This window comes from Peptoniphilus mikwangii, from assembly GCF_000468535.1.
Lineage (GTDB): Bacteria > Bacillota > Clostridia > Tissierellales > Peptoniphilaceae > Anaerosphaera > Anaerosphaera mikwangii.
Window position 1 is genome coordinate 448,700 of the sequence record NZ_AUQY01000002.1, and the last position, 24,370, is coordinate 473,069.

Below are 24,370 nucleotides of genomic sequence, written 5' to 3' on the forward strand. Positions count from 1 at the left end.
AATAATTATAACACCATTACAGATTAAAACACATAAAAAATAAAATTAGGATACTTAAATTTAAGTATCCTACTAAATTTTTTCTATCACATCTGAAATTGTCTTGCATTTATAAATTTTTAAATTCTTCACATTTTCAAATTCAGTTTTAACCGGAGGTATAAATGCTCTCTTAAATCCCATTCGTTCCGCTTCTTTAAGTCTTATTTCAATTGAAGGAACGCTCTTTAATTCACCTGTAAGTCCAACATCTGAAATAAAAACAGTTTGTGTATCTATTGCAACATTTTTAAGCGATGAATAAATACTCATCATTACCGCCAAATTCACCGCAGGCTCTTTCAACTTTATTCCTCCTGTAGTCTTTACTACTATATTTTTGTCCATGAGTCTTAACCCTGCTCTCTGCTCCAAAATTGAAATCAATGTACTAAGATGCTCTCTATTTAGACATTCTCCCACACGTGATGGATACGGTAAAAAACTTTGAGAGCTAAGCGCTTCAATTTCAAGGATTATAGGTCTTGTTCCTTCCCTTATTACGCTAAGTGCCGAACCGGGAAGTTCTGTCCCCTCTTTTCTATATGTCATAAAATACTCTGACGGATTATCAAGTGACTCAAGACCTTTTTCTGTCATCAAAAAAAATCCCATTTCCCCTGTTGAACCATATCTATTTTTAGTAGCAAGTAGTCCTCTTAACTCTTCATTACTCTCATTTTCTATAAGCAAAACTGTATCTACTAAATGCTCAAGAGCTCTAACACCTGCAAGTTCATCCTCCTTAGTCATTTGACCTACCAAAAATACAACTCTAGGTCTAAGAGGATTTTTTGCAATCTCTACCATTTTATATGCACACTCCATAATTTGAGTAGGCGTTGAAGGTCTTGAAGGTATATCTCTTAATACAAAAGTCTGAATTGAATCTATTATTATAAAATCAGGGTCTGTTTTTTCTATTTCTTCAAGTACATTATCCATCGTATTATCAGAATACACATATATATTTTCTGAAATAAAATCTACGACTCTGTTAGCTCTGTTTTTTATTTGACTTTCAGACTCTTCTCCCGAAGCATATAAAACTTTAAAACCCTGCTTTGCCATATCATTTGCAACCTGCAAGAGAAGTGTAGATTTTCCCACACCCGGTTTTGCTGTTATTATGGATACAGAATCTCTAACAATTCCGCCTCCCATAACTCTGTTAAATTCCTCTATAGTGCTTTGTATTCTAAATGAAGTTATGCTTTCTATTTCTTTCAATTTTTTAGCTGACGTACTTTTTTCTGTCGCTTTAGCATTTATCTTTTTTTCATCTACTTCAATTATTTCCTCAAATGTATTCCAATCTCCACATTCAGGACATTTCCCAAAATAACCTGATGATATATAGCCACACTTTTTACACTTGAACTTGTTCTTTTTTTTCATCTCTAACCCCACTTAATTTTTTTATTGTAAGTTTTTTGTTAAAGCCTATTTCTATTTTATTTCCCTCTTTAATTTTTCCTTCAAGTATTTTCTGAGCAAGTTCATCTTCAATATTGGTTCTAATTGCTCTCTCAAGCGGTCTTGCCCCAAATTCCGTGTCAAATCCAATATCAGAAATATATTTTACAACTCTCGGAGTAAATTTTACTCTTATTCCCATTTCAAATAATCTTTCAGCTAATTTTTCGAGCATATTTTTAACTATACTCTGTACTTCTTTTTCTCCAAGTTCTCTAAATACTATTATTTCATCAATTCTATTTAAAAATTCAGGTTTAAATACATCTTTCAAAGACTTGTTTATAAGCATCTTCATATTTTCATATTCTTTTATAGTACCGTCGACAGAAGAAAATCCTATTGAACTTTTATTCTTCAGAAAACTTGCTCCTGCATTGGATGTCATTATTATTAAAGTATCCTTAAAGCTCACAGTTCTTCCCTTAGAATCGGTAAGCCTTCCATCATCTAAAATTTGCAACAGTATGTTAAAAACATCAGGATGCGCTTTTTCAATTTCATCAAATAGAACAACACTATACGGATTTGTCCTTACTGCATCGGTAAGTTGTCCCGGCTCATCATAACCTACATATCCCGGCGGTGAACCTACAAGTTTAGACACTGAATGTTTTTCCATATATTCACTCATATCAATTCTAAGCAAATTTTCTTCACTTCCGAATAATTCCTTAGCAAGCATTTTTGCAAGATATGTCTTTCCAACTCCTGTAGGTCCTACAAAAATAAATGATCCTATCGGCTTATTTGGATCTTTAAGTCCGATTCTCGCTCTTTTAATTGCCTTTGAAACTGAAGCAATAGCATCATCTTGTCCTTTTACATTTTTTTTCAAATTTCCTTCAAGATGGAGCAGCTTTTTATTTTGCTTTTCATCCATCTTTACAACAGGTACCTTACTCCAGTCAGAAACTATTTTTGAAATAATTTCATATGTTACTCTATCTTTTTTCTTTGAAGAATTATATTCTTGTTCTCTATTTTCATATTCCTTTTTTAATGCTTTTTCCTTATCTCTGATTGAAGCTGCAAGCTCAAAATCCTGTGCTTCTACCGCAATATTTTTTTGTCTTGTCAAATCATTTAATTCTCTTGTATATTCAGATTTAAAATCCGGCGTCTTATATGCACTGATTTTTAATTTAGATGCCGCTTCATCAATTAAATCTATGGCTTTATCCGGTAAAAATCTATCAGTTAAATATCTGTCAGAAAGCTTTACTGCTGCATCTATTGCATCATCGGTTATAATTACATTGTGATGATTTTCATAACCCTCTCTAAGCCCTTTTAAAATTTTTATTGAATCTTCAACAGTAGGTTCTTCTATAATAATAGGCATAAGCCTTCTTTCAAAGGCAGGGTCTTTTTCAATTTGTTTTCTGTACTCTCCTATTGTAGTAGCACCTATTATTTGTAATTCGCCTCTTGTAAGCATCGGTTTTAATATATTGGATGCATCCATTGCACCTTCTGCAGCTCCTGCTCCTATAATTACATGAAGTTCATCAATAAATAAAATTGTATTTTCACTCTTAATAGCTTCATCTATTACAGATTTAAGTCTTTCTTCAAAATCTCCTCTGTATTTTGCTCCTGCAATAAGGCCGCTTACATCAAGAGTTCTTATAATTTTATCTTGAATAATTTCAGGAACTTCTCTATTTTGTATTTTTTGTGCAAGTCCTTCTACAATTGCAGTTTTACCGACTCCCGGATCACCTATTAAAACAGGATTATTTTTTCTTCTTCTCGAAAGAACCTGTATGATTCTCTCTATTTCCTTTTCTCTTCCAACTATATTGTCAATTTTTCCCTGTTCCGCTCTGCTATTCAAATTTTGAGTATATTTTTCAAGACTTGACTCTTTTTTATTTCTCTCGTCAATTTCTTCATCTTCTATATTTAAAATACTCTCCTCAAGAGCATCCGAATCTATTCCTATTCTCTTTAAAACAAGTGCTGCAACTCCTTGACCTTCTCTTAAAATTCCTATGAGCAGATGTTCCGTTCCTACGAATTCACTTTCATCTTCTTTTGCAGCTTCAAATGCAAGTTCAAATATTCTCTTAGTTCTCGGTGTATATATCAAATTTGAACTTATGACATCTTGCCCCATAGTTACAACTTCATATATTGCAGACTTTAAACTATTATAATTAAGCCCCAAATTGGACAAAATTTTTGCCCCTTTTGAATTTTCAACTCTCATTATTCCAAGTAACAAATGTTCTGAACCTACATAGTTACGTCTTCCTTCTCTTGCCTCAGTTTGTGCAAACAATAAGGCCTTTTGACTTTTTTCTGTAAATTTTCCAAATATATCCACTAAAAGACCTCCTTCATCATCTTTCTAATATTATTAGCCCTTAAAATGTTACGGGATTTTTCATCAAGCAGTGAACCTCTCTCAATTTGTAAATGTCCATTCTTTAAGCTATTAATCGTTTTTAATAATTCCATATTTTTCTTAGGTTTTAAAATACTTAGTTCCATACCTAAAAATAAATCTGACATCTTATTAATCATTTCTTCTTCACTTATTATTCTGCAATGACTTAAAACTCCAACTGCTCTATTTACAATATCTTCAAGCTCTATAATTTTATCCAGATACAATTTCTTTCTATTTTGCTCTTCTATATCCACTATTTCCCTAGCTATTCCAAGAAGTTTATCAATGTATTCCATCTCTTCAAGTCCTATTACTCTTTCATGTGAGATTTTATATATTGAACCGACACTCTGTGCCGCTCCGGAGCTAAGTGTACTTACCTTATATCCAAGCTTGCTGAGACTGCTAACAAGAGATGAAATTCCAAAATATGCTGTTGCGGGAAGATGAAAATAAATCGTAGCATCCATTGCAGTTCCACACATTTGGGGATTTGCAGTCAGATATCCGAAATCTTCCCTATATGCATAATCAACATTAGCATCAATCAAATCATCAATCCTGGATACTCTTTCATATAAATTTTTTAAATCAAGTTTTTCGGATGATGAAAATATACTAATGTGATTAGTACCATTTACCATAACAGCCGGATCTTCATCAGAAATAAATATTGAGCTTATATCTTCATGTTTAAAAATATCTCCGGCTCCATTTTCTTCAAAATGCTTAAGCTTATCAAGTGATGACATTTCAGAAGTCAAAAATTTTTTATATTTTCTATTTCTTATAGCATATTCAACTTTTTCAGTTATTTCTAATGCCTCGTCTTTATTTATGGTAGACGGAAAGTTATATCCCTTTACATTTCTATCTAATCTTATTTCACTAAAGAGTGTTATACTCATTTTTCCCCCTTAAAGCCTTAAGCTCATCTCTAAGTCTTGCAGCTTCTTCATATTCCTCAAGTTCTATGGCAACAGACAATTTATTCAAAAGCTCATCCTCTTCTCTTTTAAATACTACTTTATCTCCTGCACTTCTTGGTATTTTTCCCTTATGTTTTGAAGATGATTTAAGACTTGTAAGCATGCTTTTAATTTCATCTTCAAATTCATCATAACACCATTCGCAGCCAAGCTCATTATTTTCAAGCTCTTTAAATCCCGTTCCACAATGACTGCATTTCTTTTTTACAATATCTGAATTTAAGTTACCTGTAAGTTTAAAAATTTCCTTTAAAAAATTTTCCATCTTTCCGGTAACTGCACTATTAAATTCTAAATCTTCTCTCATTTTCTTTTCGGCACAATCAGCACATAAATGTACTTCTTCAACATCATTTCCCATCATCTTTGTATATGAAATAATCGCTTCTTTTTTTCCACAGCTATCACAAAGCATAATATCCTCCTAACCGAATATCACAAGAAGTATATTCTTTAAAATACTCGCTCTAACTTCATTTTTTATATCCGGACAATCTCCAAGCGCCCTGTCGCTTAATGCAACTTTAATAATTCCCTCTTCTCTCTCTGTTATATATTCAAGTCGGACAAGTTCTTTTAATATTTGATCCGCCTTGTCCTTAGTTATCGAATTTCCAACTTCATCATAAAACAACTTGTTTAATGAATTTTTATTTTTAAGTTCAACTCTTACAATCCTTATAAATCCTCCGCCACCACGCCTTGATTCTACATAGTATCCCTTATATGGAGTAAATCTTGTTGTAAGAACATAGTTGATTTGAGATGGCGCACAATTAAATCTGTCTGCTATTAAAGCTCTTTGTATTTCCAATGTGCCATCTGTTTCTTCAAGTAAAGACATTATAAAGTCTTCAATTGAATTTGAAAGTTTTGCCATAAAATCACCTTTTGACCATCTTTGTCTTTTAGATTAAAAAAATATTTTAACGATATATTAATAATAACATTAAAATATTTTTTTGTAAAGTATTAGCTGTTAAGCAAATCTCTATTTATACTTTTATAGAAGAGTTCTTTAACCTTTTCAAAATTATTTGTTTGTCCGAGTATCCACATAAGCTTTGTAACTGCAGATTCAACAGTCATATCATAAGCCTCAAGTACATTATAATCTTTCATTATACTAAATCCGACCTCATACGTTGTAGCATCTGAACCTTCAAGCATAACCTGTGTTGCAATGACAACTATTTTACCCTCAGAAGTTATCTTTTCAAGTACCTTATTAAAATTTTTGCCCGAATTAAATGGAAGTCCTCCAACACCATAAGACTCAATTACAATTGCGTCATAATGCTTTGAAATATATTCAAGTACTTCAGGTTCAACACCCGGAGTCAACTTTAATAAAAATACTTTTGAATTTAATTTTTCATAAAAAACAGTTTGCTTATCAAATTCTCTATCTTCAACATATTGTAAAATTCTATTGCCATCTATAAATGCAGCTACCGGATAGTTTATTGAATCAAATGCGGAATAGCTCTTTGAGCGAAGCTTCTTTGCTCTCGTTCCTATAATGGCTTTTCCATCAAACACAATATAAACTCCCCTGGCCTGTTCTCTTATTGCAAACCTTATAGAATCAAGCAAATTTTTCTTAGCATCTGTTATCAAATCTGTTATAGGTCTTTGAGAACCTGTCAAAATTATGGGCTTAGTCGAATTTTGTATAAGATATGACAATGCTGCAGCACTATATGCAAGAGTATCAGTACCATGAGTTATAATGAAACCGTCATAGTCTTCATAATTATCCTTAATTACATCTGCTATCATAAGCCAGTGATGAGGTTCTATATTTGTTGAATCTATGTTCATAACCTGCTTTACATCAATTTGTGCAAGCTCTTTTGACTGAGGTATATGATTTAAAAATTCTTTAGGATTTATTTTTGGACTTAACCCAAATTCCGTCTGTTCAGATGCAATTGTTCCACCTGTTGCAATTAAAAGTATTTTCTTTATATTTTCTTCACTATTCATATTCTCTTAAACTCTCCGAAAGTAAATTATAATTTTTATCTACAAAAGCCTTCGTAGCATCGTCTAATGTATCTCTATATTTTCCACCGTCTATTATATCTTTATATGCCAAAACTTCTGACTGCGGCTTGCCTTTTTCATCTATATATCTATTTACATAAGTTGGAATAAGCTCCACATTTGTCAAAGAAGTCACGCCATTTTCTTTATCAATATACAATTTCACAAAAACACCGGTCTCAACACCGTCTTTAGGTAGCCACTTTATTCTCTGATTAGAAATAGAATTTCCCATAGAAAAAATAGTAAAAGTCTTTTTACCGTTATAACTTGAATTTTTTACAGGTTGAAGTACATGAGGATGTGAACCCAAAACTGCATCTACTCCAAGATTTAAAAAATAATCATTAAAATATTTTTGCACTTCTGACGGTTCTTTACTATATTCTACTCCCCAATGAGGATACGCTATTATAAAATCTGCACCAAGACTTTTTAACTTACTTATATCTTCCTTTATAAGCTCTTCATCAAGCGGCGAAATCATATATGCTCTATCTTTAGGCACTAAAGATTCAAGTCCGTTAAAAATTTCAGAATATCCTATAAAACCAATCTTAATGTCATTTTTTTCAACCACAAGCATCGGTCTGTCCGCTGTCTTATATGTCCCAAAATGCTTTAATCCCGCATTATCCATTTCATCAATAGTTGTTTCTATCCCTTCAGCATGAGTATCTATGCAGTGATTATTTACCGTACTTAAAACATCAAAACCTATTTCTTTTAAATATTCAAGTGCCTCCTTAGGCGTGTTAAACATCGGATGTCCGCTTATCCGCCTATTCGGATTCACGGTACTCTCAAAATTTCCGACAGTTATATCTGATAAATCTATGTACTCTTTCATTTTTGCATAATATGTGGAAAAATCATATTTTCCCTTAGTCTCATCAAAATTTCTTATATATAGCGGAAGATGATACATGATATCTCCTGTTGCCAAAATAGTAACGCTTTTCTTTTCAGGCTTATCATCTACGTTTTTTTGCTTAACAGTATTTTTTTTAATAACCGGTTCTTTAGAAATAAAATTCAAGCCACTTATGTTTCCGTTTGTAGAATAATCAACTACAACAAATCCGACTATCAAAATTAAAATAGCACTTAGTACAAAAAATATTTTTTTCATATAAATCACCAAAACTATTATAGCATTAAATATTCATATCACATAGAATAAAAAAAAGGAAGCCAAGGCTTCCTCATTTTTAATATTTAAATTAGTTCTTCTTTTCTTCAGTTGTATTTTCAGCAGCTTCTTCAGCTGGAGCATTTTCAGCTTTTTCTTCAGTTGCGTTTTCAGCCTTTTCTTCCATCATTTCATTTGCTGGAGCATTTTCAGCCTTTTCTTCTGTCATTTCATTTGCCGGAGCATTATTTGCCGGAGCTTCATTTTTCTTTTGTCCACAAGCTACTAAACCGAACATCATAACACCTATTGTTCCTACTGCAAGAATTTTGTTTAAATTTTTCATCTTCAACTATACCTCCTATTTAATATGTGTACATCATAGTTTCATGGTGTGAAAATTATGTGTTGATATGGTAAAAAGTTTTAGAACTTTATATTATATTATTTAAATAATATTAAATATGGTAAATTTTTTAATCCTCATGTTATAATAATATGGGAGTTGAAATTAATGTACCAAGCACTATATCGTAAATATAGGTCTAAGACCTTTGATGAACTTGTGGGACAAAATCATATTACCACAGCACTTAAAAATCAAATAGCAAATAATGAAATATCTCATGCTTACTTATTCTCAGGAACAAGAGGAACCGGAAAAACATCAGCAGCAAAAATATTTGCTCGTGCTGTAAATTGTCTGTGTTCTGAAAATGGAAATCCATGCAACCACTGTGAAAACTGTCTTTCAATACTTGATGATAGGGTTATGGATGTAATTGAAATGGATGCAGCTTCAAATAATAGTGTTGAAGATATTAGAGAACTTAAAGAAAAAGTTGTATATCCTCCTCAGAACTTAAAATATAAAGTATATATAATTGATGAGGTTCATATGCTATCAAAAAGTGCTTTTAATGCACTGCTTAAAGTTTTAGAAGAACCGCCTAAACACCTAATATTTATCCTTGCAACAACTGAACCCGAAAAAATACCTCAAACAATACTTTCGAGGACACAAAGATTTAACTTTAAGAGGATAAATCCCGAAATTATAATCGAGAATTTAAAAAATATAACTGCACTTGAAAATAAATCTTGTGATGAAGATGTTTTTTCATTAATATCAAATAACTCGGATGGTGCTATGCGTGATGCTCTTTCACTTTTAGATCAGTGTCTGTCTTTCACGGATAAGCATATAAGTTATAATCTTGCCACTGAAATTTTGGGTATAACATCTGATGATATACTTTTTAAAATTTCAAGAGCGTTAATAGACAGAAATCTTGAGAATGCTATCAGTTCTCTCCAGGAAATTTATTCTAAAGGAAAGGATATTTCAATTTTAATATCCGATTTAATTTCCCATTTCAGAAACCTTATGATAGTAAAGACTATAAAAGATACAAGTGAACTTTTATATACAACAAGACTTGATGATTATATAAAAGAAGCTTGTATGTTATCAGTTGATAGAATAATTGACATACTTAAAATCTTAAATGAAACTCTTTTAAATGTAAAATATGCAAATGATAAAAGAATTATCTTTGAAATGAGCATAATAAAAATAACTGTGCTTAAAGATACCGTATCACTTGAAGAAAGAATTAAAGCTTTAGAAGATATTATTAATAGTGGGAATTTTAAAAATGTATCTGAAACTTCTCCTGTTAAAAACAATTTAAAATCTATAGACAATGATACAAAAATAGAAGCACCTTCTAAAAAACTTTCTCAGGAAGTTTTTCCTACAACTGTAGTTGATGAATTAAAAGATGATGAAAAAAAAGAAGAAAAATCTGATATAATAAATGATGGTAATTTAACCCTTGAAAAAATAAAATCTGATTGGAATAATATCTTGATCGAAATTAAAAATAGAAAAAGACTTAACATTCCAATTCAACTTAGCTTTGCAAAACTTGTAAACTTTAATCAAAATACACTCTTAATAGAATTTGATGAATCAAATAAATTTAACTATGAATCATTATCCAACAAGGATAATATTAATTTTATAGAAGATTTTTTAAGTAAGTACTATAATGATAAAATTAGTGTTAAAATTGTACTTACAGATAACAAAGAAATAAAACTTGCAGTAAAAAGTGCAGAAGATTTATTTGGAAGTAAAAATATAGAAATAATATAGGAGGAACATTATGGCAAAAGGATATCCCGGATTTCCAATGGGAGGAAATATGAATAATATGATGAAGCAGGTTCAAAAGCTTCAAAAACAAATGGAAGAAATGCAAGAAAACTTAAAAAATCAAGAAATAGAATTTTCTGCAGGTGGCGGCGCAGTAGTTGCAAAAGTAAACGGAAGCAAAGAACTTGTATCGATAACACTTGATAAAGAAGTAGTAGACCCTGATGATGTTGAAATGCTGCAAGATCTAATTATTACAGCTGTTAACGGGGCAATTGCATCAGTAGAAGAAAAATCAAACTCTGCAATGAATAAAATCACCGGCGGCTTAAATATTCCTGGACTATAAAATGAAAAACAGAGCAAAACCAATTGAAAATTTAATTAATCAATTAAATAAACTTCCCGGAGTTGGAAATAAAACTGCTCAGCGACTTGCATATCATATAATTGATATGGATTTTGAAAAAGTTAAGGCACTTTCAGATGCAATAACAAGCGCAAAAGAAAATGTAAAACAATGCAGCATATGTGCAAACTTTACAGACATAGATCCTTGTAAAATATGTAATGATACAAATCGAGATGAAAGTGTAATTTGTGTTGTAGAATATCCAAAAGATGTTGAAGCTATGGAACGTGCTACTTGTTATCATGGAATGTATCACGTACTTCACGGAACAATCTCTCCGAACAAAGGTATTGGACCCAACAATTTAAAAATAAGAGAGCTTTTAAAAAGACTTGAAAATAATAATGTTGAAGAAATAATCATAGCGACAAACCCAACAGCCGAGGGAGATACAACTGCACTATATATTTCAAAACTGCTTTCTCCGCTTGGAATAAAAACAACAAGAATTGCCTATGGAATCCCTGTTGGTGGAGATTTGGAATATTATGACGAACTTACAATCTCAACCGCACTTGAAAACAGAAGAGAAATTTAAAATAAACTTATTATTCAACAAGTGCTTTTCCCTTGGATTTTTAAGGCTATATGCGACAACCTTGAATCTGAAATTCAACCTATGATTCATAATTTTATAATTTCAGTATTAACAGTTATAGTTGCTATTTCTGTAAAATTATCCATAGGTCTTTGCTAATAGATAAAAGGGGCTTTTAATAAGCCCCTCTTTTTTATTTTCAATTTTTATTTAATAATCCTACTATTTTAGATAATTTACTTCAAGTATACTTATAATCAAAATACTATTGAACCATAGTGTCTATAATTTCTTGTGCTTTTTGCGAAAGTCCAAGTTCTTTTCCTATATATTCAATTGAATTTTTTGTCTGTTCTTCTGTTTCAAAAGAACAGGTAAGTATTTTTATACTCAAAGATTCATTTGGACGTTTCTTATATTCAACACTTTCATCTGTGATAAAAATATCAGCCTTCAATTCTTTTAACAAATCATAATCAGGATCTTCAATATTTCCAAACTCTACCGCATCGACATATCCTTTATCTTTTAAGTTTGTCGGAACAGCAACTACATTTTCATAACCCAACTTTTCAAGTATATCTACAATTTTATCAGAACCTGCAATAACTTTTATATTCTTCATGTTGTCCGGCTCTACTTTTCCAACTTCTTCCATTGTTATCATATTTTGTTCTTTTGTTACATTATCTTTTATAGAATTATTCTTTTCCAAATTTACATTATCGGTCTGTTTACTTCCACAAGCTACAAGACATAAAAACACAGTAAAAACAGCTAACAAATAAAATGTCTTTTTCATAAATTTCACCTCTGATTTTAATATAAACAGCTGTATAGCTTACAATAATATTATATAATATTATTGTAAGCTATACAATGGAATCAAATGTGTTGGATATTACTATGGAACTCTATATTTAGTAAGATAATTATGTTACTATATCAATTAAAAACGTCGGTACTTTTGTACCGACATTTTATTTATCCTCTAAGTTCTTTTCTGTTTTCATTTAGCATTTTTATTATTTCAGATAGATTTACTTGTGTGTTTTCAAGAAGTCCATCTGCATAATCTCTTGCACCTTCTCTGATTTGGTTTGATTCTTCATTTGCAGATTTTAAAATTTCTTCTGCTCTTTGATTTGCTTGAAGTACAAGTTCATCATGAGAAATGATTTCTTCCGCATGAGCTTTTGCCCCTGCAATAATTTTGTCAGCTTCAGATTGTGCTCCTTCAATTATTGAATCTCTGTCAGAGCTTATTCTCTTTGCTTCTCTTACTTCTGTAGGAATTTCATTTTTCATTTCATTTACTATTTCAAGCACTTCTTCTCTTTCTAACATAACCTTACCTGTTAGTGGTATTTGGCTTGAAGTTTCAACTAAGTCCTCAAGTTCTTCTACTAATTCCATTAAATTCATAAAATTACCTCCTATTTAATTTCTCCTTCATAGCTTTTCCCACAACTTCGGGTACGAATAGAGATAAATCACCATCAAATTGTGCAACTTCTTTTGCAAGTGTAGAACTCACAAATATATTTTCATTTGATGATAATAAAAACACAGTTTCAACTCCATCTTTGTAGTGCATATTTGCCATGGCAAGAGTATATTCATTTACATAATCAGATGCGGATCTAAGTCCTCTTACAATTGTACGACATTTTTTCTCTTTTGCATAGTCCACAAGTAATCCTTCAAAAGAATCCACTTCAATATCTTTTTCGTCTTTTAATACTTCTTTTAATAAATCCATTCTTTCTTCAACAGAAAAAAGACCTTTTTTATTTTTATTTACAAGAACAGCTACAATTACTTCTCCAAATGTATCTTTAGCCCTCTTTATAATATCTATATGTCCATTAGTTATAGGGTCAAAACTTCCTGCATATATTACTCTCATTTTAAACTCCAAATACTCACAGAGGTACTTCCGTATTTTTTTTCTTTTATCAAATTAAGGTATTTTGTGAAATCCAGTTTTTTTGATGAATCTTCTTCAATAATTATAATCCCGTCTTTTTCTAAAAGATTTTTTTCCAATATTCCCTCTATTGATTTTAAATATAACTCACTGTTATCATAAGGAGGATCAATGTAAATATAGTCAAATTTTTCCCCACAAAGTCTGTCCATTACTTTCAAAGCTCCTGATAAAATTACTTTATAATTATTTTCACAGTGTGCTTTTTTTATATTTTTATTTATTGTATCAATAGCATCTTTATCATTATCAACAAAATAACAAAATTTTGCACCTCTTGATAAAAATTCAATTCCTATTGAACCGCTTCCCGAAAATAAATCTAACACATTTGCATCAAAAAAATTCTGTCCTAAAAGATTAAATACATTTTCTTTTATTCTATCCTCTGTTGGACGAGTTCTTAAATCTCTTGGAGATAAAAGTTTTAATCCTCTGTTCTTTCCCGAAATAACTCTCATAGAACCTCCAAATTATTTTTATTTTAACATATTTGAATATAGATAACAATAAGCTAATTTAGTATTGTCGAGTCAACTTTAAAAGTATTTGAAATTTCTTTTCTAAGATTTGAGTTTTTATTCTCAATTAATTTCCTGTCATCTTTTAAAATTTCTCTTGCTTCTATAGTAGCATATTTCAAAATTTCAGTATCTCTTACAAGATCTGCAAGTTTAAGCTCCATAATGCCGGACTGCCTTGTCCCGAATATATCCCCGCTTCCTCTTATACTCAAATCTTTATTCGCAATATAAAATCCGTCAGTTGATTCTGTCATGACTTTCATTCTCTGCCATGAAACTTTAGAATTTGAACTGTTATACAAAATACAGTAACTCTTATGAACACTTCTGCCGACTCTTCCCCTAAGCTGATGAAGTTGTGCTAATCCGAATCGTTCTGCATTATATATTAAAATTACAGTTGCGTTTGGAACATTAACTCCTACCTCTATTACTGTAGTTGAAACAATAATATCCGTACATCCATCCTTAAAATCTTGCATAACAGAATTTTTTTCATCTGAACTCATTTTTCCATGTAATAATGCAACTCTTATATCTGAAAAATAATTTTTCCTCAAATCATTAAACACTTCTGTTGCTGAATCCAAATCAAAATTTTCACTTTCTTCAATCAAAGGGCAAATTATATATGCCTGTCTGCCTTTTTTAACTTGTTCTCTTATAAAGCTTAAACCTCTATTTAGCATAGACTCGTTTATTGCAATCGTATCTATTTTTTTCCTATTTGGAGGAAGCGTATCAATAGTTGAAATAGAAAGATCCCCATATAATATCAATGCAAGTGTCCTTGGAATGGGTGTTGCAGTCATAACAAGAGTATGTGCCGTTTTTTCTTTTGTGTTTAGTGTCTGTCTTTGTCTTACTCCGAATCTGTGCTGTTCATCAGTTATATTAAGTCCTAAATTTTTAAACTCAACTGTATCTTCGATAAGAGCATGTGTCCCTATCAAAATATCTATCTCGCCATTATATATCCCCGTCAAAATTCTATCTCGATTCTTTTTAGTTGTACTTCCAACCAGAAGTTCAACTTTAACTCCCAACGGTTCTAAAATATTTCTAAAGCTTTCAAGATGTTGCTTGGCAAGAATTTCTGTAGGAGCCATAATTGTAGATTGATATCCGTTTAAATAAGCAAGATACATTGAAATTATTGCAATTATCGTCTTACCTGAACCAACATCTCCTTGCAATAATCTATTCATTCTATTTCCGGATTTCATATCCTCAAAAATCTCATCTACTACTCTTTTTTGACCGTCAGTCAATAAAAATGGCAAATTATCTATAAATTTATAAATTCTGTCATCTATCTTATATGGAATAGCTTTTACAATTTCATCTTGGTTTTTAAGCATAAAAATACTTAGCTGAAATATTAAAAGCTCTTCAAAAACAAGCCTCTGTCTTGCTCTTATAAAACTTTTTTTATCATATGGCATATGAATATTTTTAATTGCTTCATTTTTATCCATCAGATTATATTTTTTCACAAGATATTGCGGCAAATTTTCTTCAAATAAATTCATTTCTACAGCCTGATGAACTAAATTTACTATTTCATTATTAAATACACCCTTTTTTAAAGGATATATAGGGTAGATAGTTCCAACTCTATTAGCATCAGATGCTTTTTCAAATGTAGGATTTGTAATTTGAACCTGTCCTTTAAATCTATTTACTTTTCCTGAGACTAAATATTCATCATTTAAGCTGATTTGATTTTTTATAAATTTCATATTGAAAAAACTTATTTTAGCTTGACCGGAACTATCCTCAGCCAAAAATGTTGTAATGAATAAATTTTTCCTAATCTTTCGATTTTCAAGTACAGATAAAAATTTAACTCTGAAAGTTGCTTTCTCATCAATTATAGCCTCATATAATTTTTTAAAATTACTCTGATCATCATAATCTCTTGGAAAATAAGTCAATAAATCTCTAATCGTAAATATGCCCAGCTCATTAAACTTTTTTTCCCTTTTGGGTCCTACTCCCTTCAAATATCTAATTGTATCTTCTAATCTCATAAGCTAATCCCTATAAAAAAACCCACTTAAAAGTGGGCTTCATCATTCAAGTGATATTATATAATAATATAGAGGTTGACCTCCATATATCACATCTATATCTAAATCAGAATACTCTTCCTGCAATTCTTCCACAAGCTTTTCAGAAAGTTCTTCTTGTGTATCTTCTCCTCTATAGAGAGTAATCATAGAAATTTCATCATTTACCAAACTTTCGATAAGCTCTTTTGTTACATCATTTACATCCTTACCGCACGATAAAATTTCTTTTCCGCTAAGGCCGATAATATCTCCGGTTGTGATGTCTTTCCCATTCATTTGAGTATCCCTTACAGCATAAGTTACCTGTGCTGAAACTACAAGTTCAAGTGCATCAGTCATATTGCTCTTATTTTCATCAGCGTTAAGTTCTGAATTAAATGCAAGAAGTGCAGATATTCCTTGAGGCACTGATTTTGATGGTATTACATGAATATTTCTCTCACTTAATTTTTGAGCCTGTTCTGCTGCAAGAATTATATTACTGTTATTCGGAATAATGAATACATCATTTCCTCTAACCTTGTCAACTGCATTTAAAAAGTCCTCAGTACTCGGATTCATAGTCTGACCGCCCTCTACAATATAGTCGACACCAAGAGAATTAAATACATCACTCATTCCATCTCCCATAGATACAGCTATAAAAGAATAATCTTTATCTATTGCAAAATCTTCTTTATCCTCTTCTTGAGACTGCTCCATTTGTCTTGCATTTTCAACCTCTTGTTCATTAAACAACACTTCTCTGTGTTGATATCTCATATTATCAATTTTAATATCCTGTAATCCGCCAAGTTCAACAGCATACTCAAGAGCTTTTCCCGGATGATTTGTATGAACATGAACTTTAATAAGCCCTGTTCCGGCTCCTCCTACGACTAAAAGACAATCTCCCAAAGGAGCAAGTTTTGATTTAAAAGATTCAATATCTTCATAATCTGTATTTATAATAAATTCAGTACAATATCCATACTTAATACTTTCATCAGCAGGACCGAAATTAATCTCCTTTTGAGCTTTCTTCTTCATAACATCATCTTCTTCACCAATGATTTCTTCACCCATAAGGGTCTTATATGCTCCCTCAAGTAAAGTTACAAGCCCTTTTCCTCCTGCATCTACAACTCCCGCATCTTTTAGAACCTTTAAAAGTTCCGGTGTTCTGTCCAAAGACTTATTAGCTTCCTCTATACAAGCTTTTAAAAATTCCAAAATATCATGATAATTTTTATAATTTTTAACCGCAAAATCTGCAGTTTCTCTTCCAACAGTTAAAATTGTCCCCTCAGTCGGTTTCATAACAGCATTGTAAGTTGTTTCAGAGGCTTTTTTAAACGCTAATGCAAGTTCTTCAATACAAACCTCATCTAAGCCATTAATCCCCTCAGAAAATCCTCTCAATAGTTGAGATAAAATAACTCCGGAATTACCTCTTGCCCCCATTAGAGAACCTCTTGCCGCCGCCTTTGCTATTTCATAAGCAGATTTTTCATTTTCAACTAATCCAACTTGTTTTAAAGAAGACTTAGCTGTCAAGGACATATTAGTACCTGTATCCCCATCAGGAACAGGAAACACATTTAGTGCATTTATCTGATCCTTATTTAAAATTAAGTAGTTTACCGCACCATTAATGGCTTTTTTCAGTAAAATACCATCTAATCTTTCTATTCTCAAAATATACCTCCACTACTTAAGTCTTATTCCTTCAACAAGTACTTCTATATTTTCAACACTTAGTCCTGTTAAACTCTCTATATTAAATTTTACTCTGTCAATTATATTTTCTCCAACAGTGGAAATATTTACACCATATTCAAGCACAACATGAAGCTCAATATTTATAGCTCCATTTTCAGTATTGACCTTAATACCTCTTGAAAGATTATCAAGTCTTAAAATCTCAAGCAATCCATCAGCAGCATTTTTAGAAGCCATACCTACAATACCATAACTTTCCATTGCAGATATACCTGCTATATTAGCAAGAACATTATTTTCTATTACTATATTTCCCGATTCTGTTTTTATATTTGCAGCCATAAAGCACCTCCTATATTACTTCTTATTTTAATATTATACCATAAATCTTCACTTCTTAAATAATTTAATTGCATTCAAAAAAAATTTGCAAAATAATATACCTTTGTGGTAAAATGTATAAGCTATGAATAACTAAGGGGGTGGCATTGTGTCAAAAAAATGCGAAATATGCGGAAAACAAAAAACTTTTGGAAATACAATATCTTTTTCACATAAAAGAGGCAATAGAAGTTGGTCTCCTAATATCAGATCTGTAAGAGCTATAATTAATGGACAACATAGAAAAATCAATGTATGTACAAGATGCTTAAGATCCGGTAAAGTTGAAAGAGCTATCTAATTTTTATTTTTTTAATATCTTGCAAAATATTAAAAGTAGGACTGATATATTCAGTCCTTTTTTAGTACTTAGATATATTTTTAATCTATCCTCTACTCCTTTTCGTTTTTGAGCTTTCACATAATGAACTTGGTTCTTTTAAGATATATTAAATATAAAAAACCAAGTTAAACAATAAATTTAACTTGGTTTTCTTATCATATTTTAATTTTTACTATTTGATATATAATTAAATGCACTTTCTAACGGTTTAATAATTATAAGTATAATAATACTTGATACTGCTATTTGAATTAAATTTCCCGGAATAGATGCAAGAGGAACTACAAGAGATGAAAATAATATAGCCTCTCCGATATAATATCCCAAAACTTTTAAAATTGCAGCTGCAAAGAATGATAAAATCAATTTTTTAAATTCCACTTTATCTCCGTTGATTGCTGAAATTGCATATCCCATAACAAGACAAGTTATAAAAGTTATCGGTGCCCAAGTTACCCAACCGCTCGTCAGATCAAAAAGTCCCATTCCTATTGCTCCGCTTAACATTCCAACTTTCTTTCCAAAAAGTATCGCAGCTATAAAAAACGGAATATTACCAAGATGAATTAATCCACCTTTTGCTCCTATCGGCAGTTGAATTTTAATAAGCCATGTAAATATGTATACAAGAGCAATAAAAAGCGATGTAATTACAAGTTCTCTTACTTCTGATTTTTTCATTCGTATTATTCTCCTTTAACATAAAATAAAAGTCTGCCAAGCAGACTTATGGAGCGGATGACGAGATTCGAACTCGCGACCCTCGCCTTGGCAAGGCGATGCTCTACCACTGAGCCACATCCGCACATGGTGCCCAGAGCCGGAATCGAACCAGCGACACGAGGATTTTCAGTCCTCTGCTCTACCGACTGAGCTATCTGGGCTTATTCTTTTTTTCACTTATTTATGAAATAAACTTATCTATTTCCTATACTTCTTTATGCTCATTCTCTTTTGCTTCGCAAAGACTAAGCATCTTGGGACTCAATTTTCGCTTCGCTTATTTTCGTCTCCAATTCAGCTTATACCGACTGAGCTATCTGGGCTTATTCTTTTTTTCACTTATTTATGAAATAAACTTATCTATTTCCTATACTTCTTTATGCTCATTCTCTTTTGCTTCGCAAAGACTAAGCATCTTGGGACTCAATTTTCGCTTCGCTTATTTTCGTCTCCAATTCAGCTTATACCGACTGAGCTATCTGGGCTTATTTTTTTTTTCACTTATTTATGAAACAAACTTATTTCTTACCCATACCTTTTCAACAACAATGAATACCTTTGTCATTTCGACTGCAATGAGCGTAGCGAATGAAATGGAGAAATCTCATATTGAAAAACACCATTCATCTTTTAACATAATTCACTCAAATACTTTATTAGCTTAACACAATTTATAAAATGTGTCAACGATATCCCAAATATAATAAAAACACTTAAAATGAAATCTAATGCACACTGCTAATCAATTTGAAAACCAATTAAATGTCTGCATTAAATTTCACTTTGTTTTCTCTATTATATTTTATAAACCTAAAATAATTCTAAGCTCTTTTAATAAATCTATACTTCCGTCAACTTCATATACACCGTCTATATTTTTATATTTAGAATTAAATTTATAATACCTTTTATTTTTATTTCCAAATGGCTTAATATCATATATTCTAATATCATCATAAATTTCACTTTCATCGTAATCAAATTTAACTAATATATCTCCGTCATGAAGTGCAAGATATATTTTTGTTCCATCTGTTGTCTTTTCTAATGTTGACAATAATTCAAGAGCCTTTTTCCGTTGCTCGTCATCAATTTTTAAAGGTTTATAATTCCCATTTTCTTTAAAATCAAAAAAATCAACCTTGGAAAATCTATATTCTTCTCCGGAAGAAAATTTCAAAACTTGCAAATTATTTTTACTTTTCATTTCCATATTACTCAAATCTTTATAATTACAGGTAGTTAATAAAAATACAATAACTGTTACAATCAAAATTTTTTTCATAATAGATTCTCCGCATTATAAAATCAGTCAATTTTATCTACTAAACTCTTCAGTTCAGCTTCATTTAATTCATAGGTCTTATTACAAAAATAGCATTTCATTTCTGCCTTTTTATCTGTTTTTAATATCTCTTCAAGTTCTTTTTTACCAAGTGAAATAATAGCATCTTCAACTTTTTCTCTTGAGCAATCACAATTATAATAAATTTTTTTAACAGAGAGTATTTTTACTTCAAATCCGCTAAGTACCCGTTTAATTATATCTTCAGGCAAATATCCGTCACTTATCATAGAAGTAACACTGTCTAAATCTTTTAAATTTTTTTCAATTTTGCTTATAATTTCTTCTTCCGCTCCCGGAAGTAACTGAAGCACAAATCCTCCTGCAGCTTTTATTGTATAGTCAGTATCAACTAACACCCCAAGACTTACTACTGATGGAACTTGATCTGATGTATAAAAGTAGTTTGCAAAATCTTCTGCTATTTCTCCGGATACAAGCTGAACCTGCCCAACATAAGGCTCCTTTAAACCTAAATCCGTAACTACAGTAAGTGTTCCGTTACCGACAAGTTTTCCAACATCCAACTTATTATCAATTACTCTTGAATCTGTATCTGCTAAGGGATTTTCTACATATCCTTTTATATTTCCATCATTCTTACCGCTTACTACTATTCTTCCAATATCTCCATCGCCCTTGATGTTTATTGTTATACTGTCATTTTCATTTTTTAATGCTTCAGCCATTATAACTCCGACACTTAAAGTTCTTCCGAGTGCTGCAGATGCAGTTTTAGAAAGCGAGTGTGTTACTCTTGCCTTTTCAACTATATCTGTCGTAATAACTGCCGATATTTTTATATTTCCATCTATATCTACCGCTCTAACTAAATAATCCATTTTCTACTTCTCCGCAACATATACAATTCTGTCTGATTCTTCTACATTTTCATCAAACTTATATTCATCATACATTTTAATTTTTTTAAATCCTGCATCTTTTAATGCATTACATATAAATTCTATACTATATGCTCTCTCTTCATGTTCTTCATAGAATCTTTCGTATAATTCTCCTCTGTTTTCAAAGAAATTAACACTATATAAATTTATATCCGTCTTTGCATCAAAAAAGTTTTCTAAAACACAAAATACTCCATCTACTTCATCGACATAAGTATTATCCATGTTCTCAAATTTATTTTTCGTGTTTAAGTCAAAAATAAATAATCCATTTTCATTTAATTGCATAAAAACTTTTACAAAAAGATTTTTTACATCTTTTTCATCAAGTAAATAATTTATGCTGTCGCATATTGAAAGCACAAGATCATATTTATCTTCAATATCTAAATTTTTCATATCCTGCTTAAACAATCTGACATTTTTATTTCTTAGCTTTTGTTCTGCAACACTTAACATGTCTTCCGATAAGTCTATTGCATCAACACTATATTTATCACAAATAAGTTCAGTTAAATTTCCTGTGCCGCAACCAAGCTCCAAAACATGTTTTACTTTTTTATTTTCAATTTTTAGTATATCCTCTATAAAGCTTGATACAATATTATAATCAAAATCGTACATTAAACTGTCATATATGTTTGCAAATTCTGCATATATCATCTTAATTTTTTTACCTCATCTAAAATCTGAGAAAGTATTTCTCCCGATTTACTTCGAACTACAACCTCTGCCATTTTGTCTTGTAATGTAGGTGTGTCATTTATTATAACAAGTTTTTTTACATATCTCGGCAAATAATTTACAGGACTTACAGTTAAACTTGAACCTATTACAATAAGCAACTCCGTATCCATAAGCTCTTCTACTGCCATTTCAAAATCTCCGGGCATCATATCTCCAAACATTACAACATTCGGTCTTATAACACCCCCACATTTATCACAATGCGGCGGAATTTCTCCGGACATAACTTTTTCTTTCATTACTTTAAAAGGATAACTTTCATTGCAGGAAATACAGTGAACTCTTCCCGTTTCGCCATGAACTTCATATATATTTTTACTTCCTGCTTTTCTGTGCAAATTATCTATATTTTGAGTTATAACTCCATTTAAGAGCCCCATGTTTTCAAGTTCCGCAAGAACAATATGTCCTCTATTGGGCTTTTTTTCACTAAGGTCCTCTAAAATAACATAGCCCTCTTTATAAAACCTCTTAGGATTATTTATAAGTACATCTCTTGAAAGCGCAAGCATGGGATCCAATTTGCTATAATATCCTGTACTTGATCTAAAATCGGGTATGCCGGACTCTGTACTTATACCCGCCCCGGTTAATGCAAATGTCTTTTTTGAACTTAAAATCAAATCTCTAACTTTTAATATTTCATCCATAACATGCCTCCATTAAAAAACAACCGCATAATAAATAAAATAAAGTATTATTAGTGCTAATATGGGCACAAAATTGAAAAAGTCGATACTCTGAATCTCTCTAACTCTCTTCCTTATTCCAAGTCTCTCCTCTCTCAACCTTTTTTCCTTATCCATCTGCTTAAACAAAAGTCTAAGTAAAACCATTGACACTATTGAAATTAGAAATAATAAAATTATTATATACAGCTGTAAAGAACCGATATCTTGAGCAAGATCAGTATGTTTTAAATATGTGAAAACAGTATCATCTAAATATTTTGTAGCAAAAATAGCTATCAAATTATTTGTAAAATGTCCCAATATTGATGCAAATAAAGAACCTGTAAGCTCAAGCAGATTTCCAAAAATAATACCCAGTAGCAACGGCGCTATAAAATTTTGAATATCAAAATGAAATAATGCAAATACCAATGATGACATTAAAATAGCGAATTTTCCACCATAAACATCATATGAATTTATTAGTGCTCCTCTAAAAAATACTTCTTCACAAATTGCAGGAACTATACACATAAAAAATAAATAACTGGTCAAAGATTCATCTTTTAAAAGCATATCCATTGAAAAATTTTTAAGTTCGATAAATGTTGAAAGAAAATTCAAAAATATTCCATTTATCAATAAAATTATCGGATAACTGAGTATAACTATTATTATGACTCTTATAACATTAATTGACGACAGTTTTTTTATCCTGAGCACTTCCGTTCTCTTTCCCGTTCCACACAATAAAAGTGCGGGAATTAAAATTATAAATACTTCATTTATAAATGTCCCCTTTAAAAAGCTCTTAGATTGTATGGAATAACCTATTGTTAAAAAAAATATCGACAATACTAGAGTAAATGTGTTTACACTTAAAACATTTAAATTTTTTTTCTTATATTTTTTCATTTTTATACATAGGCATAAATATATGGTACATTTCTATAAAAATCACCATAATTTAAGCCATACCCCACTATAAATAAATCCGGAATTTCAAAAGCAACATAATCCGCTTTAATATCAACTTCTCTTCTTGAAGGCTTATCAAGCATTACACAAGTTTTTATACTCTTAGGTTCATATCCTTTTAACTTTTCAACAACACTTTTCATTGTATGACCTGTATCGACAATATCATCTATTACAAGCACATCTCTTCCTTTAATATTAGATCTAAGTTCACTTAAAAATTTAACTCTTCCTGATGAAACTTCACTATTGCCGTAGCTCGCAGTAGTTAAAAAATCTATTTCAAGAACAGTATCTATTTCTCTTACTAAGTCAGCAGCAAAAATAAAACTTCCTCTTAAAAGAGAAATTACTATCAAATCTTTATCCTTATATTCTTTTGTAAGCTCCGCTCCGAGTTCCTTTATTCTCTTTGTGATTTCCTCACGAGTAAATATAATTTTTTTCTCTCTATCGGTCATACTTGCCCTCCTCATAATTTATCCTGTCTAATTTCATACTAATTATTTTCAATTCACGAAGTATTTTATTCAATGTAAACTGTATTGTTATAAGTATAACTAAAAAAATTATAATTGCAATAAATTTAAAATCCATACTATCACCTTTTAATAAATTATATCAGATTAAATGCTATATTTAAAACTTTAAAATAAGAATACATATTTTATAAAATAAGAACAGCAATTTCTATAAGAATATCCGAATCAGGTATATTATTAGCTGTTTCCCATATTGAAACGGTTATAATTTTTACAAACTGTTTCTGTGTAATATTCTATTCTAAGCTGTT

At 30.8% G+C, this 24,370-nt stretch carries 27 protein-coding genes and 2 tRNA genes; 4 read left to right on the plus strand and 25 right to left on the minus strand.

Features of this window, described 5'->3' with window-relative positions:
- Positions 1–72: 72 nt before the first annotated feature.
- From radA to M915_RS02575, 8 genes are all read right to left on the minus strand, one after another.
- Positions 73–1,437, minus strand: coding sequence for a DNA repair protein RadA (gene radA, locus M915_RS02540; RefSeq protein WP_036729067.1), 1,365 nt, complete (start codon positions 1,435–1,437; stop codon positions 73–75).
- Positions 1,409–3,847, minus strand: coding sequence for an ATP-dependent Clp protease ATP-binding subunit (locus M915_RS02545; RefSeq protein WP_009222675.1), 2,439 nt, complete (start codon positions 3,845–3,847; stop codon positions 1,409–1,411). The genes radA and M915_RS02545 overlap by 29 nt, the downstream gene beginning before the upstream one ends.
- Positions 3,847–4,821: an ATP--guanido phosphotransferase gene (locus tag M915_RS02550; protein ID WP_036729070.1), complete on the minus strand. Its 975-nt coding sequence runs from the start codon at positions 4,819–4,821 to the stop codon at positions 3,847–3,849. The genes M915_RS02545 and M915_RS02550 overlap by 1 nt, the downstream gene beginning before the upstream one ends.
- Positions 4,802–5,317: a UvrB/UvrC motif-containing protein gene (locus M915_RS02555; protein WP_009222673.1), complete on the minus strand. Its 516-nt coding sequence runs from the start codon at positions 5,315–5,317 to the stop codon at positions 4,802–4,804. The genes M915_RS02550 and M915_RS02555 overlap by 20 nt, the downstream gene beginning before the upstream one ends.
- A gap of 9 nt (positions 5,318–5,326) precedes the next feature.
- On the minus strand, positions 5,327–5,782 hold the full coding sequence (locus M915_RS02560; protein ID WP_009222672.1) for a CtsR family transcriptional regulator: 456 nt from the start codon (positions 5,780–5,782) through the stop codon (positions 5,327–5,329).
- 92 nt (positions 5,783–5,874) lie between these two features.
- Positions 5,875–6,891, minus strand: coding sequence for an asparaginase (locus tag M915_RS02565; RefSeq protein WP_009222671.1), 1,017 nt, complete (start codon positions 6,889–6,891; stop codon positions 5,875–5,877).
- Positions 6,884–8,083 carry a CapA family protein gene (locus tag M915_RS02570; protein ID WP_036729074.1) on the minus strand — a complete coding sequence of 400 codons (1,200 nt, stop codon included), beginning with the start codon at positions 8,081–8,083 and terminating at the stop codon, positions 6,884–6,886. The genes M915_RS02565 and M915_RS02570 overlap by 8 nt, the downstream gene beginning before the upstream one ends.
- Before the next feature lie 91 nt (positions 8,084–8,174).
- Positions 8,175–8,435, minus strand: coding sequence for a hypothetical protein (locus tag M915_RS02575; RefSeq protein WP_051259772.1), 261 nt, complete (start codon positions 8,433–8,435; stop codon positions 8,175–8,177).
- Between the two features lie 162 nt (positions 8,436–8,597).
- Here M915_RS02575 and dnaX point away from each other — a divergent pair, with 162 nt between their 5' ends.
- Genes dnaX through recR form a run of 3 tightly spaced genes read left to right on the plus strand, consistent with a single transcriptional unit; the run spans position 8,598 to position 11,194 of the window.
- Positions 8,598–10,244, plus strand: a complete 1,647-nt coding sequence (gene dnaX / locus M915_RS02580; protein WP_036729077.1) for a DNA polymerase III subunit gamma/tau — start codon at positions 8,598–8,600, stop codon at positions 10,242–10,244.
- Between the two features lie 10 nt (positions 10,245–10,254).
- Complete coding sequence (locus M915_RS02585) at positions 10,255–10,593, plus strand: YbaB/EbfC family nucleoid-associated protein (RefSeq protein ID WP_009222667.1); 339 nt, start codon at positions 10,255–10,257, stop codon at positions 10,591–10,593.
- Between the two features lies 1 nt (position 10,594).
- Positions 10,595–11,194, plus strand: a complete 600-nt coding sequence (gene recR, locus M915_RS02590) for a recombination mediator RecR (protein WP_036729081.1) — start codon at positions 10,595–10,597, stop codon at positions 11,192–11,194.
- A gap of 265 nt (positions 11,195–11,459) precedes the next feature.
- Here recR and M915_RS02595 read toward each other — a convergent pair whose 3' ends face one another.
- The 7 genes from M915_RS02595 to M915_RS02625 form a co-directional block, all read right to left on the minus strand.
- On the minus strand, positions 11,460–11,996 hold the full coding sequence (locus M915_RS02595) for a substrate-binding domain-containing protein (protein WP_036729083.1): 537 nt from the start codon (positions 11,994–11,996) through the stop codon (positions 11,460–11,462).
- Positions 11,997–12,178: 182 nt separating this feature from the next.
- Positions 12,179–12,619, minus strand: coding sequence for an ATP synthase subunit B family protein (locus tag M915_RS02600; protein WP_009222664.1), 441 nt, complete (start codon positions 12,617–12,619; stop codon positions 12,179–12,181).
- A gap of 4 nt (positions 12,620–12,623) precedes the next feature.
- Positions 12,624–13,103, minus strand: a complete 480-nt coding sequence (gene coaD, locus M915_RS02605; protein WP_036729086.1) for a pantetheine-phosphate adenylyltransferase — start codon at positions 13,101–13,103, stop codon at positions 12,624–12,626.
- Positions 13,100–13,645: a 16S rRNA (guanine(966)-N(2))-methyltransferase RsmD gene (gene rsmD, locus M915_RS02610; RefSeq protein WP_009222662.1), complete on the minus strand. Its 546-nt coding sequence runs from the start codon at positions 13,643–13,645 to the stop codon at positions 13,100–13,102. The genes coaD and rsmD overlap by 4 nt, the downstream gene beginning before the upstream one ends.
- 53 nt (positions 13,646–13,698) lie before the next feature.
- The gene (recG, locus tag M915_RS02615) at positions 13,699–15,741 is read right to left on the minus strand and encodes an ATP-dependent DNA helicase RecG (protein ID WP_036729089.1); all 2,043 of its coding nucleotides are present in this window, start codon (positions 15,739–15,741) and stop codon (positions 13,699–13,701) included.
- 42 nt (positions 15,742–15,783) lie between these two features.
- Complete coding sequence (locus M915_RS02620; RefSeq protein ID WP_036729092.1) at positions 15,784–17,460, minus strand: DAK2 domain-containing protein; 1,677 nt, start codon at positions 17,458–17,460, stop codon at positions 15,784–15,786.
- Positions 17,461–17,472: 12 nt separating this feature from the next.
- The gene (locus M915_RS02625; protein ID WP_036729095.1) at positions 17,473–17,826 is read right to left on the minus strand and encodes an Asp23/Gls24 family envelope stress response protein; all 354 of its coding nucleotides are present in this window, start codon (positions 17,824–17,826) and stop codon (positions 17,473–17,475) included.
- A gap of 148 nt (positions 17,827–17,974) precedes the next feature.
- On the opposite strand from M915_RS02625, the gene rpmB reads away from it, so the two are divergent.
- Positions 17,975–18,166, plus strand: coding sequence for a 50S ribosomal protein L28 (rpmB, locus tag M915_RS02630; RefSeq protein WP_009222658.1), 192 nt, complete (start codon positions 17,975–17,977; stop codon positions 18,164–18,166).
- Between the two features lie 204 nt (positions 18,167–18,370).
- On the opposite strand, the gene M915_RS02635 is transcribed toward rpmB, so the two are convergent.
- The 10 genes from M915_RS02635 to M915_RS07545 all read right to left on the minus strand — a co-directional run bounded on the left by M915_RS02635 (position 18,371) and on the right by M915_RS07545 (position 24,174).
- Entirely contained in the window at positions 18,371–18,889 is a 519-nt protein-coding gene (locus M915_RS02635) for an ECF transporter S component (RefSeq protein ID WP_009222657.1), read from the minus strand.
- A gap of 49 nt (positions 18,890–18,938) precedes the next feature.
- A tRNA-Gly gene (locus M915_RS02640) sits at positions 18,939–19,013 on the minus strand.
- Between the two features lie 3 nt (positions 19,014–19,016).
- Positions 19,017–19,092 (minus strand) — tRNA-Phe (locus M915_RS02645).
- 641 nt (positions 19,093–19,733) lie between these two features.
- Positions 19,734–20,216, minus strand: a complete 483-nt coding sequence (locus M915_RS02650) for a membrane lipoprotein lipid attachment site-containing protein (RefSeq protein ID WP_009222656.1) — start codon at positions 20,214–20,216, stop codon at positions 19,734–19,736.
- A 23-nt stretch (positions 20,217–20,239) separates the two neighbouring features.
- On the minus strand, positions 20,240–21,118 hold the full coding sequence (gene hslO / locus M915_RS02655; RefSeq protein ID WP_036729098.1) for an Hsp33 family molecular chaperone HslO: 879 nt from the start codon (positions 21,116–21,118) through the stop codon (positions 20,240–20,242).
- 3 nt (positions 21,119–21,121) lie between these two features.
- A complete protein-coding gene (locus tag M915_RS02660; RefSeq protein ID WP_036729101.1) occupies positions 21,122–21,844 on the minus strand; it encodes a class I SAM-dependent DNA methyltransferase in 723 nt (240 codons plus the stop codon).
- Positions 21,841–22,578, minus strand: a complete 738-nt coding sequence (locus M915_RS02665; protein ID WP_036729103.1) for an SIR2 family NAD-dependent protein deacylase — start codon at positions 22,576–22,578, stop codon at positions 21,841–21,843. Before M915_RS02665 ends, M915_RS02660 begins: the two co-directional genes overlap by 4 nt.
- A gap of 12 nt (positions 22,579–22,590) precedes the next feature.
- The gene (locus tag M915_RS02670) at positions 22,591–23,514 is read right to left on the minus strand and encodes a type II CAAX endopeptidase family protein (protein ID WP_036729106.1); all 924 of its coding nucleotides are present in this window, start codon (positions 23,512–23,514) and stop codon (positions 22,591–22,593) included.
- Positions 23,515–23,516: 2 nt separating this feature from the next.
- Positions 23,517–24,038, minus strand: coding sequence for a hypoxanthine phosphoribosyltransferase (hpt, locus tag M915_RS02675; RefSeq protein WP_036729108.1), 522 nt, complete (start codon positions 24,036–24,038; stop codon positions 23,517–23,519).
- Complete coding sequence (locus M915_RS07545; protein ID WP_176686355.1) at positions 24,028–24,174, minus strand: hypothetical protein; 147 nt, start codon at positions 24,172–24,174, stop codon at positions 24,028–24,030. The genes hpt and M915_RS07545 overlap by 11 nt, the downstream gene beginning before the upstream one ends.
- Positions 24,175–24,370: the final 196 nt, after the last annotated feature.